This is a genomic window from Endozoicomonas sp. (assembly GCF_965196975.1).
GTDB lineage: Bacteria > Pseudomonadota > Gammaproteobacteria > Pseudomonadales > Endozoicomonadaceae > Endozoicomonas.
In genome coordinates, this window is the sequence record NZ_OZ239981.1 from 2,243,941 (window position 1) to 2,267,844 (window position 23,904).

24 protein-coding genes are annotated in these 23,904 nt (G+C 48.2%); 13 read left to right on the top strand and 11 right to left on the bottom strand.

Annotated elements, in window-relative coordinates; translation table 11 throughout:
* Positions 1-9: 9 nt before the first annotated feature.
* Genes ACOCLE_RS10000 through ACOCLE_RS10010 form a run of 3 tightly spaced genes read right to left on the bottom strand, consistent with a single transcriptional unit; the run spans position 10 to position 1,439 of the window.
* Entirely contained in the window at positions 10-615 is a 606-nt protein-coding gene (locus tag ACOCLE_RS10000; RefSeq protein ID WP_419536575.1) for an SOS response-associated peptidase, read from the bottom strand.
* A 3-nt stretch (positions 616-618) separates the two neighbouring features.
* Positions 619-858 (bottom strand): putative signal transducing protein, encoded by a 240-nt coding sequence (locus ACOCLE_RS10005; RefSeq protein WP_419536576.1) that lies wholly within the window; start codon positions 856-858, stop codon positions 619-621.
* On the bottom strand, positions 855-1,439 hold the full coding sequence (locus tag ACOCLE_RS10010) for a tetratricopeptide repeat protein (RefSeq protein ID WP_419536577.1): 585 nt from the start codon (positions 1,437-1,439) through the stop codon (positions 855-857). The genes ACOCLE_RS10005 and ACOCLE_RS10010 overlap by 4 nt, the downstream gene beginning before the upstream one ends.
* Before the next feature lie 350 nt (positions 1,440-1,789).
* Here ACOCLE_RS10010 and ACOCLE_RS10015 point away from each other — a divergent pair, with 350 nt between their 5' ends.
* Both ACOCLE_RS10015 and ACOCLE_RS10020 read left to right on the top strand, forming a co-directional pair.
* Entirely contained in the window at positions 1,790-2,956 is a 1,167-nt protein-coding gene (locus ACOCLE_RS10015) for a 1-acyl-sn-glycerol-3-phosphate acyltransferase (protein WP_419536578.1), read from the top strand.
* 2 nt (positions 2,957-2,958) lie between these two features.
* Positions 2,959-3,351 (top strand): hypothetical protein, encoded by a 393-nt coding sequence (locus ACOCLE_RS10020; RefSeq protein WP_419536579.1) that lies wholly within the window; start codon positions 2,959-2,961, stop codon positions 3,349-3,351.
* Here the strand turns inward: ACOCLE_RS10020 and ACOCLE_RS10025 are convergent.
* The gene (locus tag ACOCLE_RS10025; protein WP_419537191.1) at positions 3,326-3,886 is read right to left on the bottom strand and encodes an NUDIX hydrolase; all 561 of its coding nucleotides are present in this window, start codon (positions 3,884-3,886) and stop codon (positions 3,326-3,328) included. The two genes, ACOCLE_RS10020 and ACOCLE_RS10025, sit on opposite strands and share 26 nt — an antisense overlap.
* 281 nt (positions 3,887-4,167) lie before the next feature.
* Between ACOCLE_RS10025 and ACOCLE_RS10030 the strand changes: the two genes are divergently transcribed.
* Entirely contained in the window at positions 4,168-4,776 is a 609-nt protein-coding gene (locus ACOCLE_RS10030) for a CoA pyrophosphatase (RefSeq protein ID WP_419536580.1), read from the top strand.
* A gap of 20 nt (positions 4,777-4,796) precedes the next feature.
* Here the strand turns inward: ACOCLE_RS10030 and ACOCLE_RS10035 are convergent, their stop codons facing one another.
* From ACOCLE_RS10035 to ACOCLE_RS10045, 3 genes are all read right to left on the bottom strand, one after another.
* Positions 4,797-5,378 (bottom strand): chalcone isomerase family protein, encoded by a 582-nt coding sequence (locus ACOCLE_RS10035; protein ID WP_419536581.1) that lies wholly within the window; start codon positions 5,376-5,378, stop codon positions 4,797-4,799.
* A 153-nt stretch (positions 5,379-5,531) separates the two neighbouring features.
* On the bottom strand, positions 5,532-6,791 hold the full coding sequence (locus ACOCLE_RS10040; RefSeq protein ID WP_419536582.1) for an HlyC/CorC family transporter: 1,260 nt from the start codon (positions 6,789-6,791) through the stop codon (positions 5,532-5,534).
* A gap of 93 nt (positions 6,792-6,884) precedes the next feature.
* The gene (locus ACOCLE_RS10045) at positions 6,885-7,685 is read right to left on the bottom strand and encodes a cytochrome C assembly family protein (protein ID WP_419536583.1); all 801 of its coding nucleotides are present in this window, start codon (positions 7,683-7,685) and stop codon (positions 6,885-6,887) included.
* A gap of 223 nt (positions 7,686-7,908) precedes the next feature.
* Here ACOCLE_RS10045 and ffh point away from each other — a divergent pair, with 223 nt between their 5' ends.
* From ffh to ACOCLE_RS10075, 6 genes are all read left to right on the top strand, one after another.
* On the top strand, positions 7,909-9,324 hold the full coding sequence (gene ffh, locus ACOCLE_RS10050; RefSeq protein WP_066013805.1) for a signal recognition particle protein: 1,416 nt from the start codon (positions 7,909-7,911) through the stop codon (positions 9,322-9,324).
* Positions 9,325-9,710: 386 nt separating this feature from the next.
* Entirely contained in the window at positions 9,711-9,959 is a 249-nt protein-coding gene (gene rpsP / locus ACOCLE_RS10055; protein WP_066013807.1) for a 30S ribosomal protein S16, read from the top strand.
* Between the two features lie 13 nt (positions 9,960-9,972).
* Positions 9,973-10,524, top strand: a complete 552-nt coding sequence (gene rimM, locus ACOCLE_RS10060; protein WP_419536584.1) for a ribosome maturation factor RimM — start codon at positions 9,973-9,975, stop codon at positions 10,522-10,524.
* A 66-nt stretch (positions 10,525-10,590) separates the two neighbouring features.
* Positions 10,591-11,352 carry a tRNA (guanosine(37)-N1)-methyltransferase TrmD gene (gene trmD, locus ACOCLE_RS10065; RefSeq protein WP_419537192.1) on the top strand — a complete coding sequence of 254 codons (762 nt, stop codon included), beginning with the start codon at positions 10,591-10,593 and terminating at the stop codon, positions 11,350-11,352.
* Positions 11,353-11,367: 15 nt separating this feature from the next.
* Positions 11,368-11,721 carry a 50S ribosomal protein L19 gene (gene rplS, locus ACOCLE_RS10070; RefSeq protein WP_066013809.1) on the top strand — a complete coding sequence of 118 codons (354 nt, stop codon included), beginning with the start codon at positions 11,368-11,370 and terminating at the stop codon, positions 11,719-11,721.
* Between the two features lie 510 nt (positions 11,722-12,231).
* The gene (locus ACOCLE_RS10075; protein ID WP_419536585.1) at positions 12,232-13,080 is read left to right on the top strand and encodes a magnesium transporter; all 849 of its coding nucleotides are present in this window, start codon (positions 12,232-12,234) and stop codon (positions 13,078-13,080) included.
* Positions 13,081-13,384: 304 nt separating this feature from the next.
* Here the strand turns inward: ACOCLE_RS10075 and ACOCLE_RS10080 are convergent, their stop codons facing one another.
* Complete coding sequence (locus tag ACOCLE_RS10080; RefSeq protein ID WP_419532972.1) at positions 13,385-14,665, bottom strand: ISKra4 family transposase; 1,281 nt, start codon at positions 14,663-14,665, stop codon at positions 13,385-13,387.
* Between the two features lie 489 nt (positions 14,666-15,154).
* On the opposite strand from ACOCLE_RS10080, the gene ACOCLE_RS10085 reads away from it, so the two are divergent.
* The 4 genes from ACOCLE_RS10085 to ACOCLE_RS10100 all read left to right on the top strand — a co-directional run bounded on the left by ACOCLE_RS10085 (position 15,155) and on the right by ACOCLE_RS10100 (position 20,435).
* Positions 15,155-16,648, top strand: a complete 1,494-nt coding sequence (locus ACOCLE_RS10085; protein WP_419536586.1) for an LDL receptor domain-containing protein — start codon at positions 15,155-15,157, stop codon at positions 16,646-16,648.
* A 242-nt stretch (positions 16,649-16,890) separates the two neighbouring features.
* Positions 16,891-17,799: a site-specific tyrosine recombinase XerD gene (gene xerD / locus ACOCLE_RS10090; RefSeq protein WP_419536587.1), complete on the top strand. Its 909-nt coding sequence runs from the start codon at positions 16,891-16,893 to the stop codon at positions 17,797-17,799.
* A 111-nt stretch (positions 17,800-17,910) separates the two neighbouring features.
* Positions 17,911-19,416, top strand: coding sequence for an IS66 family transposase (tnpC, locus tag ACOCLE_RS10095; RefSeq protein ID WP_419532963.1), 1,506 nt, complete (start codon positions 17,911-17,913; stop codon positions 19,414-19,416).
* Between the two features lie 239 nt (positions 19,417-19,655).
* On the top strand, positions 19,656-20,435 hold the full coding sequence (locus tag ACOCLE_RS10100) for a DsbC family protein (protein WP_419536588.1): 780 nt from the start codon (positions 19,656-19,658) through the stop codon (positions 20,433-20,435).
* An 81-nt stretch (positions 20,436-20,516) separates the two neighbouring features.
* On the opposite strand, the gene dcuC is transcribed toward ACOCLE_RS10100, so the two are convergent.
* The 3 genes from dcuC to ACOCLE_RS10115 form a co-directional block, all read right to left on the bottom strand.
* On the bottom strand, positions 20,517-21,776 hold the full coding sequence (dcuC, locus tag ACOCLE_RS10105) for a C4-dicarboxylate transporter DcuC (protein WP_419536589.1): 1,260 nt from the start codon (positions 21,774-21,776) through the stop codon (positions 20,517-20,519).
* 98 nt (positions 21,777-21,874) lie between these two features.
* On the bottom strand, positions 21,875-23,185 hold the full coding sequence (locus tag ACOCLE_RS10110; RefSeq protein ID WP_419537193.1) for an amidohydrolase: 1,311 nt from the start codon (positions 23,183-23,185) through the stop codon (positions 21,875-21,877).
* Positions 23,186-23,248: 63 nt separating this feature from the next.
* Positions 23,249-23,869 (bottom strand): M20/M25/M40 family metallo-hydrolase, encoded by a 621-nt coding sequence (locus tag ACOCLE_RS10115; protein WP_419536590.1) that lies wholly within the window; start codon positions 23,867-23,869, stop codon positions 23,249-23,251.
* Between the last annotated feature and the right edge of the window lie 35 nt (positions 23,870-23,904).

The window sequence follows — 23,904 nt, forward strand, 5'->3', positions numbered from 1 at the left end:
ATCCCCGGGTCAGCCTTTCAGGATATTCTGGCTGTGAAAAGGAAAACTGACAAGAGAGGCAGAAAAGCGGTCAATATCAAAAGGAGCACCTGAAAGCCAACTCTCTGCATGAGCAGCAGTAAGCAGTGCAGGCATTCTGCCAGCTATCAGCATTAATGACTGCATTGCCGGCATGGTTAACACAGCGCAGGAATCAAAAGAAAGGGTGCTGTCGACCGTGAACCGCTCCCACAATCCAGCCATCAGAATCAGTGAACCATCCTTTGCACCAATACGCCATAGCTGTCGCCGGTTTCCCGGAGCCATATGCCATTGGTAATAGCTATCCGCCAGAATCAGGCAACGCCTGTCCTTCCAGGCTTTTCTAAACATTCTTGACTCAGATGCCGTTTCCACGCGGGCATTTATCTGAACACGGGATAAATCCTGCAGCCATGAAGGAGCAAGTCCCCACTTGGCCTGAGCCAACTCAGGGGCACCCTGTTCATCATATCGAATCAGCCACACCTGTTGCCCGGGAACCACCTGTTGAACCGGTTTCTGAGAAAAAATATCTTTGATACCGAGGAAGCCAAGGTCGACCTTGGACAGGTTGAATGAGTAGCGGCTGCACATGAATTAGTCCACCTCTCCCAGGTCCTGCTCAGGCTCAGCATTCAGGTAATCTTCAATCAACTCTTTTGCCAGACCGGCATCGGCGTCATCAACATACAACGCCAGCAAACCAAGGGCAGGCAACTCTCCCATGGCTCCGATCAGGTCAACACCAGCGAGATGACAGAAAATATGACGACTGGTTAGCAAATCCTTCAAGCACTGAGCTTCAACCAGATTTGCCGGGCTGTAGACTTTAATCATTTCAGGTACAGGGTTTCCAGTTGGTTTACCAGCTCGCGGGCTTTGTCCAGCTGTACGTCATTCAGCATATTTGCCAGTCTGGCTTTCTGTGCTTCTGCAGAAACTGATGTTTTCGATGGGGTATGCAGGCTGAGCTCTGTCCACATATAGGCAGCAATCAGATTACGGTCCGCGCCTTCACCATTCAGATAAGCCCGGCCAAGCTCATACTGGGCTTCAGGATTCAGTCCTTCGCGGCCGGCAGCCTGCTCAAAATAATCAAAGGCCATTCCAATATCCTTGCCTGTACCGGCAAGCCCATCACGATAAGCTCTTCCCAGCCAGAGCATGGCTTCACCCCGGGCTTTCTGATCCCCCTGACTCGCAACACGCTGCAAATATTTGATGGCTTTAGCCGAGTTTGCGCCCTGACCTGACTGTAGAATTTGAATGGCCTCAATTAACCGCCCCTGAGCCTTACCAGAAACAGACTGCTCTTTCTGGACGGTAACACCACTAACAGGGGTGGTAGCCCAGACCGGCACTGTCACCACGGCCAGCAATACAACCAAACTGACAGTACTCTTAAACTGCTTCAACATGAACAACCCCTGCCTTTCTGGCATTTTTATAAATGGCCAGGTTCCAAAAACCTGAAACCAGAATTATATGATGTTCAGGAGCGGTTTTGCAGGTATTCCTCACTGTGATTCTCATGTAAGAGATAAAAGTGATACAACCGTAGGCGCGGTAAATTAGCCATCAACCTGATAATCACCTCAAATACTCAACCAATTGCGTTGAAAAACACCTCTGGTTTGCATCCCCAATACGGCTCAGTTACATTACGCGACAGTGTCTATACAGACCAGCAGTCAATCAATGAAATATAATAACCCGACGATCAATAACGATTTTTTCCTTATCTACTGACCTCAAAGCATTGGCACAAATGGAAGCTTTTGACGATATCCGCCCTTACTATGACCATGAGGTCCGGCCTACACTGGCACGCCTGTTAAATGATAAAGACCTGCTCAATGTGATGGCAAAGCACCGTTACCCTGGTTTAGCCCGGCAGTTTTCCGGAACCATGACCTGGATAACGTCTTTAGCGTTAAAGTATAAAACACGAAACATTCACAATGTCCGGGATTTTCAGGCCATCATTGAGCCCTATCTGACCCGTGTGATCAAAACCACCACCAGCAAGGTTTCTTTTTCAGGCGTTGAGCACCTGAAGAAGGACAAGGCTTATCTGTTTCTATCAAACCACCGGGACATTGTCCTGGATCCAGCACTGGTCAACTACGCGCTCTATCTTAACGACATGGAAACCTGTCAGATCGCCATCGGCGACAACCTGGTCAAGCGCCCTTTTGTCAGTGATCTGATGCGCCTGAACAAAAGCTTTATCGTCAAACGCTCACTGTCAGGGCGACGGGAAAAGCTGCTCGCTTTCCAGAACCTCTCAGCCTACATTCATCACTGCATTGACTCTGGCCAGCCTGTCTGGATTGCACAGAGTGAAGGCCGTGCAAAAGATGGAAATGACCAGACCGACCCGGCCATTATCAAGATGTTTAACCTGAGCCGTCGTGGCAAGCAGAGCGCTTTTGCTGACAATATTCGCTCACTGAGTATTGTACCCGTATCCATTTCCTATGAGTTTGACCCCTGCGACTGTGACAAGGCCCGTGAACTGTACGAAAAACAGCAGACTGGCCAGTATCAGAAAGCCGACGATGAAGACCTGAAAAGTATTGTTACCGGAATAGAAGGCTACAAAGGTCATGTGCATGTTGCCTTTGGCAAGCCTCTGACACAGGATTTCGAAGATGCGACGTCCGTCGTAAAAGAGGTCAACCACCAGATTCACCACAACTATGAGCTGCAGCCATCCAATATCTTTGCCTGGGAAGCGATCAGCAGCGAGATAAACAAGCATGACCAGATGCTTCAGGTACCAGCAATCAGCCAGTTATTCCCGGGTATTGATCTGGAGAAAAAACGCGATGAATTTACCCGGCATCTGGAGCGTTGCCCGGAACTCTACCGCCCGCACTTCTTAATGATGTACGCCCAACCGGTGATTAATCGTTTCCGTTACGGCTCCTGAACATGAAGGAGCCATCTGCACAGCCGGAAACATTGCGTTCAGGCAGCACTGATGAAACGCCGGAAAAGCTGGTCTACAAGATCTGCGTAATGATTCCTTCCGCCTGGCTTGAAACGGTCAAAGAGGCCATGTTCTCTGCAGGTGCTGGCCGTTATGGAACCTATGATTGCTGTTGCTGGCAAACCCTGGGGACAGGCCAATTTCGCCCCTTACAGGGAAGCCAGCCCTTCTCGGGACAGTCCAACGACATCCATGCAGAAGAAACATGGAAGGTAGAAATGATTTGTCAGGAGCCGTTTTTAAAGGCAGCCATTGAGGCTCTCCAGCAGGCACACCCTTATGAGATGCCTGCATTTGATTACCACCCGGTCAGTCTCGCCGCTCCGGAGGGGTAACATGCTCAAGCCTCATGGGAAAAACGCCTTCCTGACGATCTGCGAAATAATGACGGAGCGTTCGGCCGATGGTAGAAAAAGCCAGCTCATCCCAGGGGATTTCATCTTCTGAAAAGAGGGCAACCTCCAGACTCTCCTCGCCCGGCGCATATTCCGGACTGTCCAGTCTCGCCAGAAAGAAAGCCGACAACTGACCGACATGCACCACATTAAACAACATATAGAGAGATTCAATGGTGACATCCGCACAAGCTTCTTCGCGGGTTTCCCGGGCAGCTCCCTCCTCGATGGTTTCTCCCAGCTCCATAAAGCCGCCGGGCAGTGTCCAGAACCCTTTTCTGGGCTCAATCGCCCGCTTACACAGCAGCACCTTATCCTGGTAAACAGGCAGGCACCCCGTCACAACCCTTGGATTCTGATAATGAATGGTTTGACAGTGATCGCACACATCCCGCAGACGATGATCCCCTTCAGGCACTTTTTTCTGGGTCTCATGACCGCAATTACTGCAGTAATGGTTAGAGGATCCTGTCATCAACCTTCACTCCTTGTTTCTGGCAGTCGGGTAAAGAAAAACAATACCAGAGTAACAAACCCATAGCGATGAACAAACTGTTTTACCAGATACACGACAAAGAAATAATAAAATCAGTTAGTATTACCACTGCTGCGCGACATAGACTGTCATAAAACGCGTTACATCTGCCCCCCCGGCAGATTACCAAAATAGCAGGAGTTAAGATGAACACTGGATAAATCCTGCTGAGCTACTTATGATAAATTCAAGTCCCTTGCAAGGATGCCTTTGAAGTCACCATGATGTTGAACCAGGTTGAAGAACGGCTGCAAAACTACCAGCCAAGAACAATAAATGCTCAATTGCCAGAAGCGGCAGTATTAATCCCCATTACCAATGCATCTGAGCCAGAGCTGGTCTTTACCCGGCGTGCCACTCATATGAGCACTCACAGTGGAGAGGTTGCGTTTCCGGGAGGCAAGCGTGACCCATCAGACAGGGACCTTGTTCATACTGCTCTGAGGGAGTCCTTTGAAGAAATCGCCCTCCCCCCGGAAACCGTCAGAATCATTGGCCAGACTGGCTCGGTCATCTCCCGATTTGGTCTGGAAGTAACGCCTATCGTCGGAGTTATCGAAGCTGATACACCACTGAGAGCCAATATGGCGGAGTTGGACAGGATATTTAAAGTCCCGTTAAGCTACTTTCTGGATAAAGAAAACCTGACATTCAACCACTGGAAAATGCGCAACCAGGACTACATGATGCCGTCCTTTTATTATGGAGAGTATCTGATCTGGGGACTGACAGCAGTGATGCTGGTTGAGTTTCTGAATATCACCCTGGACACAGAAATTCCCTTAAATGCCCCCCATTTCAGCAGTCATCATATGAAACGGCAGGCATAACACGCAGTAAGTGATACTGGTTACTCCAGACCAATTAGCTGACGCCGAAGTCCAGGGTAGGCGCTATTTTCTGAAAGCCAGATATCAACAAAAGCCCGAGCCAGCAGCAAATCATCGATACGGCCAATCATTTCATCACCAAAATAAAAGCGCCCACCCGTTTCAGTAAGGGTAAAAACCAGCCGATCGCCCTTTTTAACATCTCTCCATATCTTATCAAGCACCCGAATCCAGCGTTTCCGATTTTCCCGGGAAACGCCAAGATGCATCCATTGTTCATCAGTTGCCGAAAGCAGGCTCTTTTTGCTGATATTTCTACGATAATCAATCAGTAGGGCGATGTTTGAAGTAAAAGGTTTCTCTGCCCGGTACAAACCGGATGGCGTTTTTAACTGGGCATCATAAATCGCCCAGAAGCCCCAAGTTAATGTCGAATAACCAACCGTCTGCCAATCCTGCCAGACAGGGCCGCTTGCTTTACTGTTGTAGGCCATTTCTCCAGCAGCAAAGCATTGAGCCGGAAGCAGGAGCATTAACAGCCCTACCAACGTGGAAAATTCTACAAAATAGCAAGAAAGCGATTTCTCCCTGACCTTCCGCATGGCAATCCCTGTAACTTGTTATGATGGTTATCGCCATGTTGTACGGGAGAACCATATAAAAAGATCCTCACCGATTTTTCTATACAAAAGAGCTAATCATTAAAACTTATCGATCAATCATCAGATGTGTTTTCAATTCAGCAAACTATCAGCCTATTTAGTGGCCATAAACATCCGGACACTCTTGATCCGGTTATCTTTCACCTGAAGGATCTCAAAGCGACAGTTATTGATTTTCCAACACACACTGGCCTCAGGAATCGCTTCCATCTCTTCGGTAATCAGGCCATTAATGGTTCGTGCGTCATCCGTTGGCAGATCCCAGCCTAACGCCTTGTTCACATCGCGAATGGAGGCCGCGCCATCAATGATATAACTGCCGTCTCCCTGAGGAGTAATATCCTGACTGCTGTCAGAGACATCGGTCGTAAAGTCACCCACAATCTCTTCAAGAATGTCTTCCAGTGTCACAAGACCCATAATATCGCCGTATTCGTCCACAACCAGGGCGGTTCTCTCTTTGGCCTTCTGGAAATTAAAGAGCTGGGTATGCAGTGGTGTGGATTCGGGGATGTAATACGGCTCAGCGGTTTCCTGTAACAGTGTCGCCTTGTTGACCTCTTCCAGAGTCAGCAGACGGGCAATCTTCCGCATGTGAAGCATACCGACAATATTATTAATGTCGCCGCGATAGACCGGCATGCGGGTATGCTGACAATCTCTCAGCTGATGAATGATCTCTTTTATATCATCCTCAATATCAATGCCATAGACCTCATTTCTGGGCACCATAATATCATCTACCCGCACTTTCTCCAGATCAAGAATGCCCAGCAACATACCACGGCGTTTCTTCGGCAGACGCAGACCTGACTCATTCACCAGCGTCCGCAACTCTTCACTGCTCAACTGATCTTCACCCTCCTGACCTGGCCGAATACCGAAAGGCCTCATCAGCAGTGAACAGATCCAGTTAACCAGCACCACCATCGGATAAAGAATCTTTAACAGAGGAACCAGAACCATGGAAGCAGGAAAGGCCACCTTTTCCGGGTACATGGCAGCGATCGTTTTTGGTGTTACCTCACCAAAAATCAGCACCACAAAGGTCAACCCCAAGGTGGCAATGGCAATACCACTGTCTCCCCAGAGACGCACAGCAATAATGGTTGCCAGGGCAGAGGCCAGAATATTGACAAAATTGTTGCCGATCAGAATGACCCCGATCAGTCGATCCGGCCTGTCCAGCAGGCTGCTGGTTCTTTTTGCCGCCCGGTTACCCTTGCGGGCAAGATGTCGGAGACGATAGCGGTTAATGGCCATCATCCCGGTTTCAGAACTGGAGAAAAATGCAGAGAACAGCAGGAGAAAAACGAGTGCGCCAATCAATGCGCTTAAGGGTGCTTCACTCAACGAGTTGTCGCCTTTTGTCAGAACAAATGCAGGTAAAATTACCTATTTTACTCGCTTCAGGGCGAAGTCCCAAGCCTAATCGTACAGAACCGGTCAAAAGCAGGTCTGACCGGAAACCACGCAATCAAGTACCAGCCTGGAGCCAAAGTAAGCAAGGATCAGGAACAGAAAACCCGCCAGAGTCCAGCGAACGGCCGTCTGCCCCCGCCAGCCAAATCGCCAGTGGCCAACCAACAGTGCAGCAAAAAGGCACCAGGCGGTAATGGACAATACGGTTTTATGCACCAGTTTCTGGGCAAACATATCTTCCAGGAAAAGAAAGCCACTGCCCAGTGAGAGAGTCAGCAGAATAACCCCAAGACCGAGGAACTCAAATAATAGGCGCTCCATGGTTTGCAACGGCGGCAATGTTTTGATGGTATGCCGATGAGTGCGCAACTGATGTTCCTGATAGGAGAGCAGAATGGCCTGAAATGCAGCGACCATCAAAATGCCATAAGCCATTACCGAGAGAAGTACATGGGAAACCATGGAGGATGCGGGGTTCCAGACAATATGTTCAATCGGTGCCACCAGGGCAAGTACAATAGCCAGCATGCTGACCGGAAGAATCATGATCAGCAGACTTTCCGATGGTTTCTTCAAACTGCTCAGTAACACCATCATGGTCACCATCATGGCCGTCAGCGACCCCATGGTGAACACGCCAAGATTGATGCCTCGATCAGTATGGATGGAAATGTATAAGGCAATAACGTGGAACACCAGACCAAGAGCGGTAATCAGCAGAACCAGCGATCTGGGCACTTCACGCCCGCTGTTTCGCAACCCCTGCCCGACTGTGCCTGCCAGATAGCAACCAAGCGCACCCATGCTGACGAAAATGACACCCATTAGCGAAGCCTATTATCCCCAAAAGCAGCGAAAAAATACAAAGCAGGAAGCCCTCTTTGCCCATGGGCTTCAACGAACAACAGCTCCGGCAGTTTGTCATATTACATTGCGCTAGACAAACAACCTTTAATCCGATCCACTGAAATGGATGCCGCTTTAGTCTCGATTCCTATATAATGCCCCCATCAGAGCATAAACACCTTAGATCAGGGTAATTCCCAGAATGTTCGAAAATTTAACCGAACGCCTATCCCGCACACTGAAAACCGTAACCGGGAAGGCAAAGCTAACCGAAGACAATATCAAGGACACCCTGCGCGAAGTGCGCATGGCCCTGCTGGAAGCAGACGTTGCCCTGCCGGTGGTTCGAGAGTTTATCAACCGGATCAAGGAACGCGCCATCGGACAGGAGGTTCAGTCCAGCCTCAGCCCGGGCCAGGCGTTTGTCAAAATTGTCCAGAATGAACTGATTGAGGTGATGGGTTCGTCCAATGACGAACTGAACCTGGCCACCCAGCCGCCTGCCGTCATTCTGATGGCCGGTCTTCAGGGTGCCGGTAAAACCACCTCCGTTGCCAAGCTGGGCAAATGGCTGAAAGAGCGCCAGAAAAAATCCGTCATGGTGGTCAGTGCCGACGTATACCGTCCGGCAGCGATCAAACAGCTGGAAACCCTGGCCCAGGAAACCGGGCTTAACTTTTTCCCATCCTCTGCTGACCAGAAGCCTGTAGACATTGTTAACGGTGCCATCCATGAGGCCCGGATCAAGCATGCAGATGTACTGATTGTCGACACTGCCGGCCGCCTTCATATCGATAACGATATGATGGCTGAAATCCAGCAGCTTCACAGTGCCATCAACCCTATCGAAACCCTCTTTGTGGTTGATGCCATGACGGGTCAGGATGCTGCCAATACTGCCAAGGCATTTGGTGATGCCCTGCCATTGACCGGTGTCATCCTGACCAAGGCGGATGGTGATGCCCGTGGCGGTGCTGCGCTGTCGGTTCGCCAGATCACTGGCAAGCCCATCAAGTTTATCGGTATGGGCGAGAAGACCGATGCCCTGGAGCCTTTCTATCCAGACCGTATCGCCTCCCGCATTCTGGGTATGGGTGATATTCTCTCCCTGATCGAGGAAGCTGAGCGCAAGCTGGACCGCAGCAAAGCGGACAAGCTGGCCAGCAAGCTGAAAAAAGGGAAAGGCTTCGATCTGGAAGATTTCCGCGACCAGCTTCAGCAAATGAAGAAGATGGGTGGACTCAGTGGCATGATGGACAAGCTGCCAGGCATGGGTGGTATGGCACCACAGATGCAGGGGCAAATGGACAACAAGATTTTCATCCAGATGGAAGCCATCATCAACTCCATGACTCCGGCTGAGCGTGCAAATCCGGACATCATGAACGGATCACGTAAAAAGCGTATAGCTGCCGGTTCCGGCACCCAGATTCAGGACATTAACCGACTCATCAAGCAACACAAGCAGATGAGTAAAATGATGAAGAAAGTCACCAAAAAAGGCGGCATGAACAAGCTGATGCGCGGCATGTCAGCCATGAAAGGCCAGCTTCCCGGTGGCATGGGTGGAATGGGCGGCATGATGCCTCCCGGCGGTGGTAAGAAGTTTCCATTCTAATACCTGAAAGCCAATGAGAGTCTGCGTTGTTGCATGGGCGCAGACTCCCGTCCGCCTGTGACCGTTTTTAACAGATCAAGCCTTCATGGAAGGCCTTTTTCCTCCGGAATACCTATAAAACGGCATAAAGCCTGCGAAAAGAAATGATGATAGCGGGTATATACTTACTGCTTTATATTGCCACTCCCTTCTGATTTCCCTACAATATGCGCCCTTTATGATTGGCCTTAATCCGATCATGGATTAGCTGACGGATGATGAAAAAGGAACTTTTCCTCGCTCAAATCTGTCAGAACTCTTCTGGGTTTTAGTCACTCGCCTTGCGCGTTTGGCAACGTGAACACAGAAAACCAGTTGCCGGAAACAACTATAGGAAACCCTATTCCATGGTAACCATTCGTCTTGCTCGTGGCGGCTCTAAAAAGCGTCCATTTTACCACCTGACCGTGGCTGACAGCCGTAACGCTAACGGCGGTCGTTTCATTGAGCGTGTAGGTTTCTTCAACCCTACTGCTCGTGGCCAGGAAGAGCGTCTGCGTGTTGATAACGAGCGTGTAGAATTCTGGCTGGGCCAGGGTGCTACTGCATCTGACCGCGTTGCCCAGCTTCTGAAAGAAGCTAACAAGGCTGCGTGAGGTTAACGACCCAGTGACAAAGGCAGTAGAGGGCGCTGTGAAGCGCATTACGTTAGGCCATATTTCCTCCGTATTCGGGGTCAAAGGCTGGCTGAAGATTCACTCCAACACCAGCCCGATGGAAAACATCCTCAACTACCCACGCTGGATTCTTGACCGCAACGGTGATGTAAAAACCGTTGAAATCGATCAGGCCCGCCCACACGGTAAAGGTCTGATTGCCCATATCGTCGGCTGTGACGATCGTGAACTGGCCCGCAGTTACTGTGGTTACCAGATCACCATCAACGCCGATGAGATGCCCGAACCGGAAGATGACGAGATTTACTGGCATCAACTGGAGTCGCTGGATGTCTTCTCCCGCAATGCTGAGGGAGATAATATTCTGCTGGGCAAAGTCAGCCACCTGATGGAAACCGGAGCCAATGATGTTCTGGTCATTCGCCCTTCAAAAGGCAGCATTGACCGCAGAGAACGTTTAGTCCCCTGGTTAACCGGATCGGTGGTGTTAGACGTAAATCCTGAGAAAGGATTTATCCGGGTAGATTGGGACCCGGAGTTTTAAGTGGCCATGACGACTCACGACAGCTTTTCTGAAGAAAACTCTGAAACTAGCGCCATGGACACCGAAATGTGGTTCGGTGTCGTCAGCCTGTTCCCGGAGATGTTCCGGGCCATTACCGAGCACGGTATTACCGGCCGCGCGGTGAAGGAAGGCTTAATCGAGGTAGAGACCTGGAATCCCAGGGATTTTACCCATGACCGGCACCGAACTGTGGATGACCGACCTTATGGCGGTGGTCCCGGCATGTTGATGAAAATTCAACCTCTGCGTGACGCCATCCATGCAGCCCGCAAAGCTGCTGGTAACGAGGCCAAAGTAATCTACCTCTCTCCCCAGGGTCGTGTACTCGACCAGCAAGGTGTAGAGGAACTTGCCAGAGGCAAGAAACTGATTCTGGTCGCGGGGCGATATGAAGGTATTGACGAGCGCGTAATCCAGACCGAGATTGATGAAGAATGGTCGATTGGTGATTTCGTGTTAAGTGGTGGTGAACTCGCCGCCATGACTCTGATTGATGCAGTTTCACGCTTTGTACCGGGCACCCTTGGTCATAAGGATTCCGCAGCAGAAGACTCGTTTGCAGATGGTCTTCTTGACTGCCCGCACTACACCCGTCCCGAGTTGTTTGAAGGACAGGAAGTGCCGCCGGTATTGCTATCCGGTAACCACGCTGAAATTGACCGCTGGCGACTGAAGCAATCCCTGGGCAGAACCTGGTTGAGACGGCCTGATTTGTTAGAAAACAGGACCCTGACCAGCGAGGAAGAGAAGTTACTGTCAGAGTTCCAAGCCGAGCGGGCTTTTATTGAATCGCGGAATGCTGACTAACTGGGAGCATTATCAATGAGCAAAAACAAAATCATTGCGCAGCTTGAAGCTGAACAAATGAACAAAGAGATCCCTGCCTTTGGCCAGGGTGACACTGTAGTCGTACAGGTTAAGGTAAAAGAAGGCAACCGTGAGCGTCTGCAGGCGTTCGAAGGCGTTGTCATCGGTAAGCGTAACCGTGGCCTGAACTCTGCTTTCACCGTTCGTAAAATTTCCAGCGGTGTAGGCGTTGAGCGTACTTTCCAGACTTACTCTCCGCTGATCGCTTCTGTTACTGTGAAGCGTCGTGGTGACGTTCGTCAGGCTAAGCTGTACTACCTCCGTGAGCTGAGCGGTAAAGCTGCTCGTATCAAGGAAAAGCTCAACTAAGATTCAGTTTAATTTTCCGGCAACTGTTTTCTCAGAAGAGCGGATCGGCAAACGCCCGATCCAGAAAAAGCGGCGAAAGCCGCTTTTTTTTGTCTGAACATCAGCTTCAGTTCACACGAAAAAACCGTTCCCTCCTGAGTGAAGCGTAAGGCTGTGTCTACAAGCTTCATCTTTTATGTAAAGCCCCTTGCCCGGAGAAACATAGCTCAATAGACTTTGGTGCCATTAAATTCTGTCAGGAGCAAAGCATGAGTAACGACCAACCTCCGAGTATCAACGTAAGGAGTGATTTGCCCACTGACTGACCCATAAGTTCCATCGTTTTCGGGCTGTCTTCTGGCTCGGATGATCTCTGTCCACTTCCCTCCTTACCCACCCCATTTTTGCAAACAACAATCAACCAGAAAGGGCTTTCTGAGATCATTCTGTCGTTCGATACTGTTTAACTTCTCAAACACACCGGACCGCACAAATCGTTTATGACCAGAAAACCCGGGCAGAGGGATAAGCATGACCGGCCTGGATATTACATTTTTTGAGCAGCAGAAAAGTGAAAATAACGCGTTTAATGTCAGCGCAACGGTTTATCAGTTAACCCATAACGACAATGGCTCCCGTTCATCCATTCTTCTATCACTCAGTTATGAACAGGTATTGGAAGTATGTCATCAGATGCCTCTCCAACTGGTTCACGAGCTTCTTGATGAATTAAAAGCGTCCGGTCTGACCTACAAATACAACAGTCTCTGCTCTGATCTTGGCTTGACGACAGCCAGTAGAACGCCAAATAGCAATTACCTGCAAACCGGTGTTATGGAACATGTAAAATCCCGGCTGGGCTGGATTGTCAGTCTCTCCCTGCTGGGTATTCTTTCCGGCATGATCATTGCCAGTTACGAGGATGCACTGAGTGCCCTGGTCATCCTGGCCATCTACATGCCAGTGATGGCGGATACCGGTGGTAATGTGGGTGCACAGGCGTCAACACTGTTGATTCGCTCACTGGCAACGGGTGAAATAACTACCCGGGACTGGGCAAAAGTGCTCTGGAAGGAGTTCAGAGTCTCTTTGATCATGGCTGCAGCTTTGATCAGCATTATCATGATCCGGGTCATCGGGTTTGGCTCAGATGTCAATCTTCCTGGTGATATTACGCTTTTCCAGGTAGGCATTGCCGTCTCTAGCGCCATGGCCATTCAGGTAATCAGCTCCAGTTTTTTTGGAGCCATACTGCCGGTTTTTGTTCGTTCATTACAGCTGGACCCAGCGGTTATCGTAACCCCGGTTTTAACCTCTCTGGTCGATATGACGGGCATGCTAATTTATTTTTACATCACAACATTGATACTCAATCTATAACCGGTGGCGAAAACTCGACAAATCAAATCGACGCCCGAATGAAATACAGTATAAAACTCAGGGTATTTATATTTTTTGATCAGTTTGCGTTCCATAAATATAAATACCCGGTATTTTTATATCAAAAATACACCCAACCAATTTTATTATTTTTTTTACATTTATATCTCTACTAAAAATTGATTAGACCAATAAATTTACAGCTGGCTTGGAAATTTAATGTTTGGTGTTTTAATAAAAGTTCACAGAGAAACCAGCTTTGTCAGATAAATCATCAGGGTGCTCTCTCAATTTGATAACTGACTCATAGGTTAGCTTCAACCTTTCCAGTCATGAACTCAGACCAAAGTTGTTCCCAGCGCCCCTTACTCTGGATCAGTGCTCTTGTTGTCAAAAGCACTTCCGCTCCTGTTGCTTTCCACCTCATTCCAGAACCACATAATCGTTGCTTTACCAGAGTCTTACAAGCCGCTTCAGTAACTCCTGAACCTATTGGCCAATGGCGTTTAAGCGCCTGATGATAATTCATTAACTGGTGATTGTTTGTAAAATAGCTCACAGCTTTGTAGCGCTTCTCTGTCAGTGCGATTGTCTTTTTCGGGAGCTCGGCTGATTCAATTTCCTGAAGGATTTTTTTGGCTGCTCCACGCTTGTTTTTCAAACTATGTAGCCTGTCTTCAAGCCACTGGTGTCGCTTCGCCTTACTGGTTGGAAACAGTGCTTCCGCTGCTCCAGCTAAATATTCAGATGCATGATAAAAATCGAGTATCTGCCCAGAGGTATGTTGTTTCAAATAACTCCAGTTTTCTCTAGCCCCGTCAGCTACCCCGATGTATGTGGCATTTGGGTAGAGTCGTTTTAGATCTGCAATCTCCTCGTCGAGCTTGCTCATAAAGCTTTGTTTACCATACTCTGGCGAACTGGCTGTATATATCGTGTGGAGCCTGTCTCCATCTGCAGAATATAGGCTCAATGTCCCACACATGGCTTCCCTCCAGCCTTCTTCACAAAGCAGCATGCAGGTTCCATCCAGACCAATGGCTATTGTTTCAACAGGCTCTTTTAGTGGAGGAAGGTGGTAGTGAGTGTCTTGCTGGTCTTCAATTAATGCACCTACTCTGTCCGATAAATGCTTGATATAAGAATTTGAAAGCGTCCTTTGATGGTTGGTCTCAAAATCTTCTTTTACCGCAGGCGCTGGCATCTGGCTGTATTTCCAGGCGATAGACTTGGCAAATTTGGGGGTAGCTGAACCAATAATACCGGCACGAAGATCAAGTGCTGCCAGAGTACTGCCACCTCTGACACCCTGATATACGGAGCGCTCCAAAGGTATACGACCGTATAAGGTTTCATAGTGCTTAAGAACCTTTCCTTTGTAGTTCCACTTCTGCTGATTAACGACGATAGGTTCTTTATTGGGTGATTCAAATAGCCCCAATAACTCTTTTGTTCCAAGCTGCCCGGCTTCATTGAGTGCACGCTGTAAACTATCTTCAAGATTCAGCATGTTGCCTGAATCTATAGAAACTTCAATTTGCAAAACGATGCTTTTGGTAGAGCTGGAAATAACAGAAGCGGGCATGACAGTTAACTATTATGAGTGGTGTTCCCATAGTAGCTGTGAAAATAGAGCACTATTGTTTCAATCATTCAGAGAGAGCACCCAATCATCACACTATTTCCACTGAAAAACTCACATGAAAACCAATCAATAATTTTGATCTGTAAAAATCATATTCAATCACATTTCATTGGGATATAAAAAGACAACCTTACAATGACGTATTCATTTATCCTTCAACAGTAAATCTTCTACACTGCCTTCCTGCTCAGTAACCAACCAGCATTAAATTTAACAGATTTCTTTAAGAGGCTTTTGAATAAATGAAAACAATGAGAATAAAAAAAGCATTTTAGATATAAATAAAAAAATCTATAAATACAATACAGCATGATAAAAAACATAAGAGAAGCATCCAATGGACTCATAAAATCGTCATATATATTGCAACAGTTAAGTTGACTTTAAAAAACAATCAAACCAAAAACCAATAATCTGAGAGCATACTCCATGGAAGCATTAAGCCCGGTGTTTTCAAACACCACACCTTACCCAACTATAAATAATGATCCACATATCACCGTCAATAGCCTTAATCGAAGCATTTCAAATAGTCATCCAACACCCAGTATTTTTAACAGTGGTTTATCAAAACTTCATTCAGTATGTAACCATGTGGGAAGCCGCGGAATTCAGCTTGTACAGGAAGGAACAAAAAGTCTGGTAAATTATGTTGTGCAACAGGCATTAACCTCACCTGATTTTGATTTGGCAGTACCTGGAGGAAAGGCTGCAATTCTATCAGCGCTAACTTTATATCAACAAATCGACTATGCTGCAGGAGAACACTTTGTATGTGATCAATCTGACAACAATACCAACATCATTGATCTATCAAAACGCTGCGATGGCCAAGAAGACTGCACGGATAAAACAGACGAAACTGCCTGCACAGGTGACGATTATAAAAAAGCAGGAATGTTCAAATGTGAGAAAAATAAGAAAGTTATTTCTATAGATAAATATTGCAACGGTAAACAAAACTGCCGAGATAACTCTGATGAATCCAGTTGCTCTGATTCAGATTATAAAGAAAAGGGATTACATAAATGCCCTGATGGCTCTATAGTTAAAAAAAGGCAGCCATGCCCTGAGATCAGAACTACAAATCAACCACTCATTAATATCGAGAAAACCACTACTGCACTACCCATTAACTACTCCGACTCAGTTACAGCTCAAATACCTCCCAGCGATACAACCACTACAGCTCTAACTGAGATGACAAATAGCACCTTGGCTGGACAGACATTACTACCAGCAAATGAAACAGACAATAGTACGGAGTTATGGAGTGTTAATAGTACTACAGCATTTCCTATTGAAGAACAATCGAGTCATTCTGATCTATCCATTCCCATATTTATTGGTGTTAGCTGTGTAGCTGTAACTTTATGTGCTGCAACATTCTTAATAGCTGAATCTCGCAGGCTTAGTACGGAAGAAAACAGGCCTATAAGCTGCCGAATTATTGGGCAGGCTCTTTTAAATACAATAACGTTAAGGAGATTCCGAACTTCTCCCCCTCCTCAGGAAGCGACTCATGAAGAAAACCTTGTCAGGGTTCCTCTGCACGATATCAAAGCAGAAGCAGAAGTCTACGAGACTTCTGCATGTCCATCTATCACATCCGTTGACACCGAAACCGTTGAAGCACCAATAAAACCACCCACTAAAAGTGAACCTGCTCCAATTCGCCTAACCGCCGCAATAAGAGCCCAAGATAAACGACGCACTAAAACTGAACCTACTCCAACGTTCCTGACCGCAGGAATGAGAGCTGAATATGAGAGACACTTAAAAAATGAACCAACTCCGGCTTTTCGAGCCAAAGGAATGAGAGCTGAACACAGGCAACCTTCTAAAGCTGGGCCCATCGAAAATGGAGCCGGAGTCAGGCTCCCTCGTAAAACATATGTAACGTTTGATGAAACAAGTTTTTAATAGAACAGGCAGAAACCAACCTATAAACCCTTGCAACCGTTTTTTTTCTGCCTCTGAAATCTATAAGTGTTCAATATTCAGCAAAGCATGAGTTATTGTTCAGAAAGTCAACACGAATATATCCAAGTTCCACTTTAAATTGTAAAACTGCTATTAATCTATTACTGCGCGGCTAACTCTTTAGTCGTTCAGTACTATATGCTGGTACTATTATCAAACTGTACTAGATTAGATTAATTGCCATGCCTGCCCCTGCCTCTTCAGAAACACAGGAATTTTTACAACACCTCTGGCTTGAACGAGGCCTCAGTAAAAATACCCGTGAAGCTTACCAGCGAGATTTGCTGCTGTTCTCTGAGTGGCTGCAGGAGCATACGCAACACACAGGCAATCGATTACTCACAGCCAGTGAGGATGATCTTCGTCTGTTTCTTGGCTGGCGCTATGAGCAGGGTTACCACCCAAGGTCAACCGCCCGACAGATCTCCAGCCTGAGAGCCTTTTACCGTTACCTTCTACAGTCCGAACAGATCTCTGCTGATATTACGGCCAACATTGAAATGCCCAGGCAGGGTAAGGCGTTGCCAAAAACGTTGTCAGAAGACGATGTGGATGCTCTGCTGAGTAGTCCGGACACCAATACCGCGATTGGTCTTCGTGATCGTGCCATGCTTGAGATCCTTTATGCCTGTGGCCTCAGAATCTCAGAGCTGGTAAACCTGAACATGGATAATATAAATCTAAGACAGGGTGTAATCCGTATCATCGGCAAAGGCAGAAAAGAGCGACTGGTACCCATGGGTCAGAGCGCCATTGAGTGGCTGGAGCAGTATATAAAACAGGCAAGAGGTAATCTGTTGAACCAGCACGAAAGCCGAACTCTGTTTCCTGGTCGCCAGGGCCGCCCAATGACCCGGCAGACATTCTGGCATCGAATCAAGCACTACAATACGATTGCTGGCATCAATACGGAAGTCTCTCCCCATGTTCTTCGACACGCTTTTGCCACTCATCTTCTGAACCATGGTGCAGATCTTCGAGTCGTCCAACTGCTGCTTGGCCATAGCGATCTGTCCACCACCCAGATATATACCCATATCGCCAATCACCGGTTATCAGAACTTCACCGTGAGCATCATCCCAGGGGATAACCTGACCATCTATACATTATTTGTAACTATTCAGCACCCTTCATATAAATCTGGAATTTTCTGATTTTTCGACCATCATCTTATACTCAATTTTTCTAACAAATCTCCAGTATGGAACCAGACTTCCCAGCTACTCCGTTTACCGAAGCTCTCCTTAAAGAGAATGAAGAGCTTCGGACCGAGAATGCGCTTTTACGGGAACGTTGCAGCGAACTGGAAGAAAGGGTTAATAAAAACAGTCAAAACAGTAGTAAGCCACCATCGTCAGATGGTTATCAAAAGCCCAGTAAAAAAGGGAGTGATAAAGGTGATACATCTTCCAAAGAAGCCCCCTGCTCCTCACAGGAAACACCGAACCCCAAAAGCCTTAGACCATCTTCAGGCAATAAACCAGGTGGCCAGAAAGGTCATCAAGGCTCTTGTTTGAGACGTGTCGCCTTACCCGATTATGTCAGGCATCTGAAGGTTGAAAAATGTTGCTGTTGCCAGTCTTCGCTTATCGATATTAAACCCACCAAATACATTGAGCGACAGGTTTTTGATCCAGGTAGACCCGGAGAATTTGAAGTTACCGCGTACTGGGCAGACGTTAAAGTATGTCCTTGTGGTAAACGGAACACCGCTGAGTTTCCCCAAGGAGTGAAAGCCGCTGCTCAATACGGAGAAGTGACTCAGGCAATGGCTGTTCATTTAAACCAGTATCACTTCATCCCATATCACCGGGTGTCTGAGTATTTCAATACTATTTATTGCATGAGTGTCAGCGCAGGCTCTGTTGCCAATTTTGTTGCCTATACCCATGAGAACCTGGCCTCTACTGAGCAGAGTATCCGCGATGCTTTACAAGAAAGTCCGGTTGCAGGAGCGGATGAAACTGGCATGCGGGTTGACGGTTCACTGTGGTGGTTACACATTATGCGAGATGACCAATGGACGCTTTACTACCTCTCAGAAAGGCGAGGTTGTGAAGCAATGGATGCAATGGGCATCCTGCTGACTTTTGCAGGCATTCTGGTTCACGATCATTGGAAGTCCTACTTTGCCTATGCGGCAGTGCATGTGCTTTGTAATGCCCATCATCTGAGAGAGCTTCAGGGAGTTGTCGATAGGGATGCGAATAAGCTGGCTCTGCGGCTGATGAAATTGCTTACGCTCTCCTGGCACTTCTGCAAGAAATACAAAGCAGCCGGTCTGACTCAAATGCCTGGTGCAATACAGCTTCGCATTGAGACGATATACGACCAAATCCTTCAAAGGGCTCTCACGAAGGAAACCGCTTATATGGAAAAACAACGACAGGTGCTTGGACGTAAGAAGGTCAGGAATACCAAGGCCTACAACCTGTTCAAAAGGCTTATTGAGTTTAAGGTTGAAACGTTGCGCTTCATGTCGGACTTTTCAATTCCCTTCGATAACAATGGCAGTGAACGTGATGCCAGGATGGCCAAACTTAAGCAGAAGATCTCAGGCTGCTTCAGAAGCGAAGACGGAGGTACCATGTTTACCCGAATCCGAAGCTATTTATCATCTGCTAAAAAGCAGGGGTTGAACATATTTCAGGCGCTTCTTAAAGCGGTTCGAAATTACAACAATACGCCTTTGCTGGGTGCTGAATAGTTACCATTATTTTTTAGAACTCTTTACCTGATAACAGTGTCCAAGCGATACAACAGGGAGAAATAAGGCTAAACTTTCCTGTTTTTATCCAGCGCTTCTCTCCAATGCTAGAACGGCTTGCCGATAGCCCCTGAGATGTCTGGGCTACCCATTGGTGTACTGCACTCAGAAGGCTGTCTGATAATAGACTGCCCTACTGGCAGTCAGGCTTATCTTTCTGGATCAATTAAGGAATCAGTATGTCTAAACTCTCTGCTTTTCTATTAACTGCCATGATGACCACGAGCGCTGGCTGGTCAGTGGCTGTCAATGCAGAGCCCAAAAGTAAGGACACCCCAAGCCCCGAGGCTCTTATTGAAAATCAGCTTAAAAAACTGGATGCCACCATTCCCATTGAGTCGGTCACCAAAAGTCCTATGCCTGGCGTCTACAAAGTCATGCTCAAAGGTGGTTTTGTTCTCTATAGCAGCGAAAACGGGCAATATTTTATTAAAGGGGACATGCTGGAAGTTCGCGGCAAAAAACTGGTTAACCTGACAGAAGAAATTAAAAGCCAGCAAAATGCCAAGCTGCTCAAATCTCTGAAACAGGAAGATATGGTGATCTTTTCACCGAAAGGTGAAACCAAAGGTGTTGTTTATGCATTCACGGATGTCGACTGTGGCTACTGCCGCAAATTACATCGTGAGGTCGACCAGTTAAATGAGCTAGGTATTGAATTACGCTACCTTGCCTTCCCTCGCGGTGGTCAACAGTCACCCGTGCATGGAAAGATGACCGATGCCTGGTGTTCAGTAGATCGAAAACAGGCATTGACGGATCTGAAAACGGGCAAACCCATCAGTGTGGACATTAAAGGCGATAAAGCAGTCTGCAATGCTGTCATTAATGACCACTACAATTTGGGTGTTCAGATGGGTATTAACGGCACACCGGCCATGGTTCTGGAAAATGGCCAGGTCATTCCAGGCTATCGCCCTGCGGCTGATATTGCCAACATCATCAAAAATCAGTCTTAGTTTGTTGAACCAGGAGCCTGCCTTACCGGCAGACTCCCTTACTCTGTGCAATCTCCGTAATCTGGCCCACACCATCAAGCACTACAAAAACAGCATCATCATCAATACAATCAATGCAACGATCATTGCAGGCATAGTTCGTTTAGCAAGTTCCAGAGGGCTCACACCGGCAATACCGGCACAGACAATAGCTGCACCTGCCAGAGGCGATGCAGTTCGACCAATGGCGCCAGCCACCGCTGAAGCGGTACCCATATTGGCAATGGTCATCCCGAACTGCTCTGCGAAAGGCGTCACGGCTTCGTTAAATGCGAAAGCAGCAGCATCACCAGTGCCAGTCAGGATCGCCAGAATAAATGGGCCGAGGGTTGAACCAAACTTCGCAAGGCTCGGTGTATTAATCAGCCAGTTCAGGAAAACATCCACCATCCCCAGTGCCTTCATACCGGCAACAAATACGCTGGCCGCGATAATGATACCAATAACATCCGCATAAGCTGTCCCCATACCATTGAAGAATTTCTTGGTCGCTTCCTGAGGGTTCATGCGGGTAAGCAGCAACGACAGCACCACACCGATCAGCATGGCCTGCGGAACCCCCATTTTGATCGCAGGCATCACGGAAGAACCCAGAATCAAAATGGATACTGGCAGTACCGGCATCAGGGCATACAGCGGATTAACCTTATCAACCTGGTTTTCCATGGTGCCTTCGGTAGCCTGCACCAGATGACCCGTGTGTTCCTTTCTAAAGTAGGCGATGGCGGTCAGAATGATTGCACCAGCAATACCGGCAGCTATCGTTGCTGGTGCATGAACGGCAATCACTTCCATAACCGTCTTGCCACTGAGCTCGGAGATAAAGGCATTGTGGGCCGATCCCGGGCTCAGCATACTGCCATAGGTTCCAGCCAGTACAGCCGCACCCGCCATGGCTGGGTGAATACCTGCGGCCATCAGCAGCGGAATCATGGTTGCCCCTACCGCAGCAGAACAACCTGCAGCGCTCGGGAGAGCAATATTGATGGCAAATGTGATCATGGTCGTTCCCGGTATCAGAAGGCCCCCCCCCTTCTTCAGTACACCAGTCAACGCTTTTACCAGATGCATATCACAGCCGGTATATTTCATCACAAAGGCAAAACCCATTACGGAACAAATGGCCTGAATCAGCCCCCCTGACGTCATGCGTCCGGCAAAACTGTCCAGTGCCAGCATTGGCTGCAGCGCCACTATAGACATCAGCAGTCCCGACGCAAACAAGACCATTCGGGTTTCCAGACGTTTAATTAAGCAATAAACGGTACCACACAGAATCAACAAGCCGATGAACGGTAACATACGGCCTTCCCCCCATTCATTATGATTGATATTGGATTGAATACTGTTCTGCCAAGGCGCGTTGATAGCAGCCTGAATCCAATCAGGCTGTCAGCCTCCTATGAGCCATTCAGAGCCAGAAGCGAGCGGGCCATCACATCCATAGTGATACTCAGTACTGACTCATCAAAATCAAATTCCGGGTTATGGTGTCCACCGCAGGTGGGCGAACAGAACATCAGGTAAGTAGCCTGTCCACCGCTCTTCTGAACGGCACCCATCAACACCGAAGCATCCTCAGAAGCCTTCAGTGGCAACTGATGAACCACGTCGGTGACCACAGGGCTACTCTTGAGTACGTTTTCAATGCGTTCTGCTAACGGCTCGTCACAGGAGGCGGCCAGTGCATGCCCCACCAGTAGTAGTTCGTGTTCAACCCCGTGCATCAGTGCACTGCCCTCAGTCACCTTTTTGGCCTGATCCAGCATGAACGCATTGATCTCATCGTTCTCACCACGAAGCTCCACCATCATTTCCGCTTTATCTGCAATAATGTTGCGGCCACTGCCAGCATTCAGGGTTCCCACATTGACCCGGGAGCCTCCATCCGAATGACGGCTGATGCCGTGTAACCCCAGTGCACAGTTGGCGGCAGCCAGCAGTGCGTTACGACCTTCCTGGGGATTATTGGCGGCATGAGATGAACGACCGCTGAAACGGATATCCAGCTTGCTGGTTGCCAGCATATCGCAGGTTCTGGCGGACACCGTACCGACTGGATATTGACTGATGCCAATATGTCCGGAAACAAAGTGGTCGACATCCTTCATCCAGCCTCGATCCGCCACCGCTTTTGCTCCCCTGCACCCCTCTTCCGCAGGCTGGAACAACAACTGAATTCGGCCATTGAGCGAATCCTGATTCAGGGTAATAAACTCCGCCAGTGCCAGACCGGTAGTGATATGACCATCATGACCACAGGCATGCATATACCCCGGATGGGTGGACTGAAAACCTGCTTTGACTGGAATATGCCTCTCGGTGTCAGCCTCTCTGACAGGCAGGCCATCAATATCAAACCGAAACAGAGAGTTTGGCCCGGGTCGCCCGCTTTCCAGAGTGACCATCAGACCTGTGTGGCCTCCAGCAATTTTTTCAATAAATCCGGTATCCGCTTCAGCCTGTTCAAGACGACGGTAAGCAGCCAGTAATACTTGTTCACTGGGAAGGCCCAAACGACTGTCACTGTTGAGCAGGTCTTTACCAATGGTAAAGGTGAAGGGAACATCCAACTTTTTCAGGTGCTGATAAATATGCCAGGTGGTCAGATACTCCTCCCAACCCGGCTCTGGAATCTGGTGAAAGAATCGTCTGATCGCCGTGTATTTCTCTTTATTGGCGCTTACAAAATCCGACGGCATGAGGGTCATCACAACAATCTCCTATCAACTGGATTTATATAAGATTCTTAGGGGCCTGTTGACGTTACAAATTCAGGCAGCCAGTTTTCGCATGGTGCGTTTCAGCACTCTGGCGGCATTCCAGATATCATCAAACGGGGTGAACTCTTCCGGGTTATGACTGACCCCGTTTACCGATGGTACAAACAGCATGGCAGTAGGAATTTCTCTGGCCATATACATGGCATCATGGCCTGCTCCACTCTGCATGGGCATGGCTGGGATAGACTCTTCCAGGCAGGACTGATTCAGCAACTCTGCAATGTCATTATCCAGATGGACCGGCTTTTCTTCTGAGAGGCGGGTAATGAAGACCGAAACGCCTTCCAATTCAGAAACAAAGGTCAGTAAGTCATGAGTGGTTCGTTGAATACTGCCCGTATCAATTCCGCGGATATCGATACTCATCACCACTTTTCCGGGAATGACGTTCATGGCGTTGGGCGACACTTCCATCCGGCCAACGGTACCCACAGTGCCGTGCAGAGCCTCACGCTGAGCAATGGTATTCACCCGGGTCACTACTTGAGAGGCCGCCACCAACGCATCGTGACGCAATCCCATCGGCGTGGCACCCGAATGATCAGCAATACCGTTGATCTCAATCAGAAACCGAGTTGGCGCCGCAATGGCAGAGACCACGCCCAAACTCAAATGGTTATCCAGTAACACCCTGCCCTGTTCAATAT